9 protein-coding genes are annotated in these 7,574 nt (G+C 70.1%); 5 read left to right on the forward strand and 4 right to left on the reverse strand.

Features of this window, described 5'->3' with window-relative positions:
• Both modA and B3I25_RS00845 read left to right on the forward strand, forming a co-directional pair.
• Positions 1–698 (forward strand): molybdate ABC transporter substrate-binding protein (gene modA / locus B3I25_RS00840; RefSeq protein ID WP_286737496.1); only part of this gene is annotated, 698 nt, incomplete at its 5' end.
• Positions 695–2,431 carry an ABC transporter permease gene (locus B3I25_RS00845; protein ID WP_286737498.1) on the forward strand — a complete coding sequence of 579 codons (1,737 nt, stop codon included), beginning with the start codon at positions 695–697 and terminating at the stop codon, positions 2,429–2,431. The genes modA and B3I25_RS00845, both read left to right, overlap by 4 nt.
• 11 nt (positions 2,432–2,442) lie before the next feature.
• Here B3I25_RS00845 and B3I25_RS00850 read toward each other — a convergent pair whose 3' ends face one another.
• Positions 2,443–2,790, reverse strand: a complete 348-nt coding sequence (locus tag B3I25_RS00850) for a hypothetical protein (protein WP_286737499.1) — start codon at positions 2,788–2,790, stop codon at positions 2,443–2,445.
• 182 nt (positions 2,791–2,972) lie between these two features.
• Positions 2,973–3,197, reverse strand: coding sequence for a hypothetical protein (locus B3I25_RS00855; RefSeq protein WP_349676513.1), 225 nt, complete (start codon positions 3,195–3,197; stop codon positions 2,973–2,975).
• A gap of 469 nt (positions 3,198–3,666) precedes the next feature.
• Here B3I25_RS00855 and B3I25_RS00860 point away from each other — a divergent pair, with 469 nt between their 5' ends.
• The gene (locus B3I25_RS00860) at positions 3,667–3,960 is read left to right on the forward strand and encodes a putative quinol monooxygenase (protein ID WP_064846468.1); all 294 of its coding nucleotides are present in this window, start codon (positions 3,667–3,669) and stop codon (positions 3,958–3,960) included.
• 9 nt (positions 3,961–3,969) lie between these two features.
• Positions 3,970–4,602: a hypothetical protein gene (locus B3I25_RS00865; protein ID WP_286737500.1), complete on the forward strand. Its 633-nt coding sequence runs from the start codon at positions 3,970–3,972 to the stop codon at positions 4,600–4,602.
• A gap of 147 nt (positions 4,603–4,749) precedes the next feature.
• Here the strand turns inward: B3I25_RS00865 and B3I25_RS00870 are convergent, their stop codons facing one another.
• Positions 4,750–5,829 (reverse strand): permease, encoded by a 1,080-nt coding sequence (locus tag B3I25_RS00870; RefSeq protein ID WP_286737502.1) that lies wholly within the window; start codon positions 5,827–5,829, stop codon positions 4,750–4,752.
• Positions 5,830–6,055: 226 nt separating this feature from the next.
• Here B3I25_RS00870 and B3I25_RS00875 point away from each other — a divergent pair, with 226 nt between their 5' ends.
• A complete protein-coding gene (locus B3I25_RS00875; protein WP_197493124.1) occupies positions 6,056–6,202 on the forward strand; it encodes a hypothetical protein in 147 nt (48 codons plus the stop codon).
• 75 nt (positions 6,203–6,277) lie between these two features.
• Here B3I25_RS00875 and B3I25_RS00880 read toward each other — a convergent pair.
• Positions 6,278–7,574: AMP-binding protein (locus B3I25_RS00880; protein WP_286737503.1), on the reverse strand; the 1,297-nt coding region annotated here is incomplete at its 5' end.

Here is a 7,574-nt window from a genome sequence, read left to right on the forward strand (position 1 = left end):
ACGCGGCGTCGTCGTCCGATCAGGAGACGACCCTGCGGGTGTCCGCGGCGGCCTCGCTGACCCATTCCTTCGACGAGCTCGCGCGCACGTTCGAGGCGGCGCACCCGGGGGTGAAGGTCAGCATGAACTACGGAGGCTCGTCCGGGCTCGTGCAACAGCTGACCCAGGGCGCCCCCGCGGACGTCTTCGCCTCCGCTGACCAGAAGAACATGAAGAAGCTCACGGACGCGGGCCTGGCCGCGGGGGAGCCGAGCGTGTTCGCGACCAATGTGCTCACCCTCGCGGTACCCAAGGACAACCCCGCGGACATCACCTCCTTCCGGGACGTGGTGGACCGGGACGTCAAGCTGGTCACGTGCGCCCCGGAGGGACCGTGCGGTGCGGCCACGCAGGAGATCGAGAAGGCCAACGGTGTCGCGCTCCACCCCGTGAGCCAGGAGAACGCGGTCACGGACGTGCTCGGCAAGGTGACCTCCGGGCAGGCGGACGCGGGGATCGTGTACGTCACGGATGCCAAGTCCGCGCAGGACAGGGTCACGACCGTCGAGATCCCGCGCACGGATCAGGCGGTCAACAACTACCCCGTGGTCGCCCTCAAGGATTCCGCGGAGTCGGAGCTCGCCCGGCAGTTCGTGGACCTCGTCCAGGGTGACGAGGGCCGGAAGGTCCTGGAGGACGCGGGCTTCGGCGCACCGTGACGCGCGGGTTCGTCACGACCCCCCGGTGGGTCCTGGTCCCGGCGGTGGCGGGGGCGTTGGTCATCCTGTTGCCCTTGCTCGGCATGGTGCTGCGCATCGATTGGGCGCACCTGGGGGAGTTGCTCACGAGCGAGTCCTCGCTCGCCGCGCTGTGGTTGAGCCTTCGCACCGCGGTCGCGTCCACGGCGCTGTGCCTGGTGCTGGGGTGCCCGCTCGCCCTGGTCCTGGCCCGTTCCACCGTGCGCGGCCTCACGCTCCTGCGCTCGCTGGTGCTGCTGCCGCTCGTGCTGCCACCCGTGGTGGGCGGTATCGCGCTGCTGTACACCTTTGGACGCATGGGTTTCCTGGGCGGCCCCCTGTCCTCGGCGGGCGTGGACATCGCGTTCACCACCGCGGCCGTCGTGCTCGCCCAGACGTTCGTGGCCCTGCCGTTCCTGGTGGTCTCCCTGGAGGGCACGCTGCGCACCGCGGGCGTTCGCTACGAACGGGTCGCGGCGGGCCTTGGTGCATCCCCCACGCGCACCCTGTTCCGGGTCACGCTGCCCCTGGTGCTGCCCGCGGTGCTCTCCGGGACCGCGCTGTCCTTCGCGCGCTGCCTCGGCGAGTTCGGCGCCACCCTCACGTTCGCGGGCAGCCTGCAGGGCGTGACCCGCACGCTCCCGCTCGAGATCTACCTGCAGCGCGAGACCGATCCCGACGCCGCCGTGGCCCTCTCCCTGCTGCTCGTGCTCGTTGCTCTGCTCGTCGTGGGGGTCAGTGCTCCCTCCCGACGACGCCGCGGCGCCGGCTTTCGCGCCAACCTCACCCGGTGGTTCGCGCCGGGTCCGCAGTGGGGTCCCCATCCGGAGGGATCACAGCCCCGCTCCGGCGGCTCGACGCAGTCCTCGAAGGACAGCCGCACTGCCCATGCGGTCGGTGACCGACCCGCGGCCGGGTCTGGGACGGCGGACGCCGGGGCCGGGCGGAATGGCGCCGTGGTCAGGACCGCAGCCGCATCCGCGGTTGCACCCGGGGGCGCGTCGGGCCTAGGGGTGAGCACGCCCCGCGTAGCGGGGGAGGCGCCCGGACTGATGGTCCGTGTTGAACACGACCGCCGCCGTGTGGCCGCCGATTTCACAGTGGGGCCGGGAACCACCGCGGCCCTGATCGGGCCCAATGGCGCGGGGAAGTCCACCGTGTTCGACGTGATCGCGGGCCTGCTGGCCCCCGACCACGGTGAGATCCGGGTGGGGGACGAATCCGTGCTGCGCGCCGGTGGGACGGCCCAGGACATGTGGGTCCCGACGCATCGCAGGGGTGTGGCCCTGATGGCCCAGGAACCGTTGCTGTTCCCCCATCTCAACGTGCTCGACAACGTGGCCTTCGGCCCCCGGGCGAGTGGCGCGGGGAAGGCGATGGCGCGGCGTCGTGCCCTGGCGTGGCTGCGCGAGGTGGACGCGCGGGCGTTCGCCCAGCGCATGCCGGACGAGCTGTCCGGCGGGCAGGCCCAGCGCGTGGCGATCGCGCGGGTGCTGGCCGCAGAGCCGCGCGTGATCCTGCTGGACGAGCCCCTGAGCGCCCTGGACGTGACCGCGCGGCCTCGGATGAGGAAGGTGCTCCAGCGGGTGCTCGCCGGGCGCACCGCAATGATCGTGACGCACGACCCGCAGGACGTGGCCGAGCTCGCGGACCATGTGGTGCGGCTGGAGCGGGCCGGCAACCGGGATCCGGCACCGCGCACGACCGCCGACTGAGCGCGGCGCGCCTACTTCACCTCGCGCGTGAGCACACGCCAGATCCCGATCACCAACGGGACGGACAGCAGGGCGAGACCGAACGCCACGCCCTGGAGCACGGCGATCAGCTGGGTGAGCCACCCGCCCGCGAGCTGTCCCCAGTCCGGATCGGGATTCAGGGACTGGCCGGTCAGCGCGGCGAGGATCAGGAAGGCCACGAGGGCCATGACCCAGGCGAGAGCCACCGCGATGGTGCCCAGCGCCGCAGCCGAGAGCATTTTGACGAGGACCACGCGCAGCCTGCGGGGTTCCTGCGTGAAGGGGATGAGCGCGGTGCGCTGGCTCCACTCATTGCATGCCGTGATGATCCCGAGCACGGGCAGCAGCAGACCCTGGGGGGGTCGTGGTCACGGCCAGGGCCGCCGACAAGGGTGCGCCGTCGTTGCGTGCGACCCACATGAACAAGCCCAGGGCCAGAGCGGTCAGCATGCCGATGGCGATCAGCAGACCGCGCCCGGCGCGGGTGCCCCCCGCTTGCGCAGCTCGACGCGCGGCAGGGTCAGGGGCACACGGCGTCGAGCTCCAGCATCTCGTCCACCCGTGCCCTGCCCGCATCCGTGATGGTGGCGGAGAGCTGCAGCACCTCGCGGCCGGTGCGTCCGGGGTGCTGCGCAGCGGCGTCGAGCATCACGCCCACGTGTCGGCTGGGGTTCGGCAGCTCCGCGTAGCGGCGGCCCAGCACGAGCGCCTCACACGAGCTCGCCGGCGTGAGACCGGTGAGCATCCGCAGCCACCGAGGCAGGCGTGGTTTGTGGACATGTGCCTCCCACCTGTTCAGGTCGATGGTGACCCCTGGGCCCACCGAATCCTGCACCCTCCCTGCGAGTCGTTCGCCCTCACGGCGGCTGGCCTCCCGCTGCTCTGCCGTTGGCCAGCCCCTCTCGTGGTCGAAGTTCCGAGTCCAGACCAGGACGTCCCTGGTGAGTTTCAGCGGGAGGGGGAAGTCCTCCTGGTCCGGGAGACCGTTCTCTCCCCAGAACGGCCAGCTGAAGGTTTACTCGTTGAACATGCGAACGACGGGTGGTTCTGCCATGGCCGGTGCTCTCGGGTGGACGGACAGCGCGTGGTGGGGACATCTTGCCGGGCCACGGTGCACGGCAGCGCATGCCTCCCCGCAGAACCGCGCCAGCTCGGGCCGGTAGCATGAGGCGGGCCGGTGACCGTCCGGTGTCAACATCGAGAGAGGACAACCCATGGCTTTCGTCTGCAGCGCCACCTGGACTGCGAAGCCCGGAGAGGAGGACACCGTGCGTGACGCGCTCTCCCACCTCTCCCCGGCCGCTCGCCAGGAGCCCGGGAACCTCTACTACCAGGCGTACCAGAGCCCGGAGGAGCCTGCCGTGTTCCGCATCTTCGAGGTGTACACGGACGAGGATGCGTTCACGGCCCATGTGAGCTCCGAGCACTTCGACCAGTGGGGAACACGCCAGGCGATCCCCGCCCTGGCGGAGCGTGCGCACAAGACCTACGAGACGCTCGACTTCTGACCGCCACACGTGACCAACTACGAGGGGACAACGTCGCCGCGCCCGGATCCTGCCCCGGCTGAACGAGGGCCCGCGTGGGCCCTTGTCCTCAGCGAGGTCTTCCAGGCGCCGCTCGTGCTGGCCGCGCTGCTGGTGGTCCTGCCGTGGACCGTGCACAGGAGCCTCGGGGCACTGCTGTGGGGCGTGGTGGCGGCGCTGGCGGTCTGCGGGGTCTCACTCGCCACGGTCACGGTGCTGGCGCGCCGGGGTGTGCTCACCGACCACCACGTGAGCGTCAAGGAGCACCGCCGACCCGTGATGCTGGGGACCTTCGCGCTGGTGGCCGTGTTCCTGGCGGTCAACCTCGCGTTCCACGGACCCGTGGAGATCACCGGACTGCTCATGGCCACGCTCGCGGCGAGCGCGGTGGTCGCGCTCGTGAGCCCGTTCTGGAAGATCTCCGTGCACGGGATGATGATGGGCGGCACTGCGGTGATCCTGCCCGTCGCGGTGGGGCCGTGGGGCCTGCTGTTCCTGCCCGTCGCGGTGGCGGTGTGCGTGAGCCGCCGCGTCCTGCGCGCCCATACGTGGGCACAGTTGTATGCGGGCTTCGGTTTCGGAATCGTCGTCCTGGGCGGGATCTACGCACTGATCGCCGGTTGACGACGACGCCGCGCGGCCCGGTGCCGTCGCCGCGCCAGGGGTCATCGTGCCGTCGGCCCATGTACGGGCGGCCGCGGCGTCGACCGCTATGCGGGCGACTCGAGTATCTGGTTTGTTGCCCGGACGAACTGGCCCTGACCCGCTGGCTCAGACCAGCGCGGTGAGCAGCGCTGCGGCCACCAACCCGCCGATCACGACCCATCCGGTGACCAGCAGCGTCTGTTTGGTCCCGAAATGCCGGGCGACCATGATGATCGAGGGGATGCTCAGGGCCGGCAGGGTGATGAGCAGGACCCCGGCCACCCCGTAGCTTGCGCCCGCCGCGGTGAGCCCCATGATCACCGGGATCTCGCCGCCGGTGGGGATCACCAGGGCCGCCCCGATCAGGCCCACGATGAGCAGCGAGAAGAGCCCGGCGTGGTCCGCGAGACCCGTGAAGTCCGAGAGCCATCCGGCGAACAACCCCACCAGCAGCACCAGGATCACGTACTCCGGGACGATCACCACCAGGTACCGGCCCAGTGCTCGCCCGAAGCGGGAGAGCATCTCGCCCCACGTCCGCGGGTCGGCGGGGAGGGCATCGGGGGTCTGCACCGTGACGGTCGAGAACGTGCGGCTCACGAGCACTGCGGCGATCAACACCACCAGGATGCCCACGGCCACGCGCGTGGTCACGAAGGGCCAGGACATGGTCAGCGCCAGGAACACCAGCACGGCCGGGTTGAGCAAGGGGTTTGCGAGCCAGTACGCCATGGTGGCCCCCGCGGGCGCACCGCTGCGGCGCAGTCCGATGGCCACCGGCGCGGTGCAGCACGTGCACATCATGCTGGGCAGCGCCAGCAGCGCCCCGGAGATCCCCTGACCCCACGAGGTCTTGCGGCTGAGCACCCGCAGCAACCAGCGCCGGGGGACCAGGGATTCGAGGGCCGCGGCCACGAGCAGGGCAACGAGAGCGGCCTTCCATACGGCCTTCAGGTAGACCACGGTGAAGTCGATCGCACCCCGCAACGACGGCGCGGACCCCGGTTCACCCGCGGAGCCGAAGATCGCCGCCCCGTTCCACACCCCGGTTTCGGCGAGCGTCTGGGTCTTGGCCTCGTAGGGGAGCCACTTGGCCCACAACAGCCCGCCCACGAGGATCGCCAGGGTGATGCCCAGTCCCACCCACCCCAGGACGCGGGCGCGTGAGCGGTCGGTGGTCTCCACGGGAGTGACGGTGATGCTCACGGCGGGCCTTTCGCAGCAAGGAGGTTCCAGAGCGCCGTCATCCGGGAACGACGAGGCCCGGCAAGCTTACGTCCGCGCCGGAGCTTCGGAGCGCAGGCCCGGGAACGCGCGACCCCGACATCACGCCGTGACGTGGGAGTGACGCACTGGACCCCTCTGTTGCACCCGGCACAGCGTTTTGGAAGGCTGGCTGGTGGATCAACAGTCGTCACATCCAGGAGTTCCCGTGACCCGTGGTCAGGGAATCGTGCCCGCCGCACTGCCCGCCCACGTCGCGGACAACAACGCCTATTCCTGCGGTGTGCTGGACGAAGATACCCTGCACGTGTCCGGGATGGTGGCGTTCGCTGCGATGGGGCGGATCGCCACGTAAGGACGACGACGCCGCTGCGGCGCCATCCTGCCGCGCGGTCTGTCGGGTGCCGCGCGAGGTGAACTGCCCGGACCCCTACTTCCCGCGCAGCGAGGGGAAGTCAGAGTCCGAGAACTCGGTGTGCTCCCCGGTGGTCCCGCCCTCCGGGCCGCCCGGGTGCAGATGGGCTTCCCGGGTGCGCAGTTCCACCCGGCGGATCTTGCCGGAGATGGTCTTGGGCAGGTCGAAGAACTCGAGGCGCCGGATTCGCTTGTACGGCGCGAGGTTCACGCGGCAGTGATGCAGGATGCTCTCCGCGGTCTCGGCGGTGGGCTCGTGACCCGCGGCGAGCACCACGTACGCCTTGGGAACGGCCAGGCGGATGGGATCCGGCGAAGGCACCACTGCCACTTCCACGACCGCGGGGTGCTCGATCACCACGGATTCCAGCTCGAAGGGAGAGAGCCGGTAGTCGGAGGCTTTGAACACGTCGTCCGCGCGGCCCACGTAGGTGAAGACCCCGTTCTCGTCCCGCGAGACCACGTCCCCGGTGTGGTAGACGCCGCCCCGGAACGCCTCATCGGTCTTCGCGGCGTCTCCGTGGTAGCCGGGTGTCAGGCTCACGGGACGCGGGTCCAGACGCAAGCACAGTTCGCCCTCGGTCTCGCTCACCTCACCGGTCGTGGTGTCGATCAGCACGGTCTCGTACCCGGGTAGCGCACGGCCCATGGCCCCGGGTTTCACGGGCATCCCGGGGGTGTTGGCGATCTGCAGTGAGGACTCGGTCTGACCGTACCCGTCACGGATCTCGGTGCCCCACGCGGCCTTGACCCGCGCGATGATCTCCGGATTCAGTGGTTCACCCGCGGACACCGTCTTGCGCGGCGGGTTCTTCAGATGGGTCAGGTCCGACTGGATGAGCATGCGCCACACGGTGGGCGGTGCGCAGAAGGACGTCACGCCCTCGCGGTCCATCTGGTCCATGAGTGCCACGGCGTCGAAGCGCGAGTAGTTGTAGAGGAACACGGTGGCACCCGCGATGAACGGTGCGTAGAAGTTGGACCACGCGTGCTTGCCCCACCCCGGCGACGCCACGTTCAGGTGCACGTCCCCGGGTTCCAGCCCGATCCAGTACATCGTGGACAAATGCCCCACGGGGTACGTGACGTTGGTGTGCTCCACGAGTTTCGGCAGGGACGTGGTCCCGGAGGTGAAGTACAACAGCAGCGGGTCATCCGCGGGCGAGGGCTCGGTCACCTCGAACTCCTCGGGACCCGCGAAGGAGTCCCGGTAGTCGATCACGGGGTGCTCCCCGATCTTCCGCGGGCTCGGTTCTTCACCCTCGCCCGACGACGCCGCAGTCCCGGCTTCCGGCGCTCCCGCAGCGTCGTCG

Origin of the sequence: Kocuria sp. UBA1838 (assembly GCF_002338785.1) — a bacterium.
Taxonomy (GTDB): domain Bacteria; phylum Actinomycetota; class Actinomycetes; order Actinomycetales; family Micrococcaceae; genus Kocuria; species Kocuria marina.